1 protein-coding gene and 1 pseudogene are annotated in these 667 nt (G+C 45.4%); both read right to left on the bottom strand.

Annotated elements, in window-relative coordinates; genetic code table 11:
* Positions 1 to 105, bottom strand: a 105-nt coding sequence (locus tag R8O10_RS25495; RefSeq protein WP_412035179.1) for a DUF1365 family protein, incomplete at its 3' end; no start/stop codon positions are given.
* 1 nt (position 106) lies between these two features.
* Positions 107 to 667 (bottom strand): annotated as a pseudogene (locus R8O10_RS25490) (FAD-dependent oxidoreductase); the annotation flags it as partial.

Below are 667 nucleotides of genomic sequence, written 5' to 3'. Positions count from 1 at the left end.
AATCGCTGGCATAAACATTGAGTAATTCAGCTCGTGCTTAACGGGCGTAAAACGACGATGCCTTACATTGCCTATAAATAACTGGCTTTGAGGAGGGATACTCATATTACGCAGCACCTTGTTCATAAAGTGTGTCGTTTTTCTCGTTATGTTTAGCGGCAATTCCGTTCACAACATCCAAAGCACTGCGCACGCCATCTTCATGGAATCCGTTGTACCAATAAGCGCCACAAAACCACGTATGTTGAGTTCCTTGTATTTCTTCTTTGCGTTGCTGGGCAGCGATAGACTCCGTCGTAAAGACAGGGTGATGGTAGGTGAACTGACGCAGAATCTTGTTCTCGTCGATATCTTCAGTACGGTTTAAGGTGACGCAGAATGTGTGTGAAGAGTCGATATGCTGCAAAATGTTCATGTTGTACGTCAGGGACGGCAATCGTTGCAGCTCCTCTTCGCCTCCTTCCAGCCAATAGTTCCACGATGCCCATGCAGATTTTCGTTTCGGTAATGCACTCGTGTCAAAGTGAAGAACCACATCATTTGCTTGGTAAGCCATATTAGACAAAATGTCGTTTTCACATGACGAGGCATCACTGAGCATCGCTAAAGCTTGGTCGCTATGGCAAGCAAAAATAACTTCATCAAACCACTCACACTGCCCATTTGC

Origin of the sequence: Vibrio sp. 1727 (assembly GCF_033344415.1) — a bacterium.
GTDB classification, from domain to species: Bacteria; Pseudomonadota; Gammaproteobacteria; order Enterobacterales; family Vibrionaceae; genus Vibrio; species Vibrio alginolyticus.
This window is presented reverse-complemented; position numbering and strand designations above follow the sequence as displayed.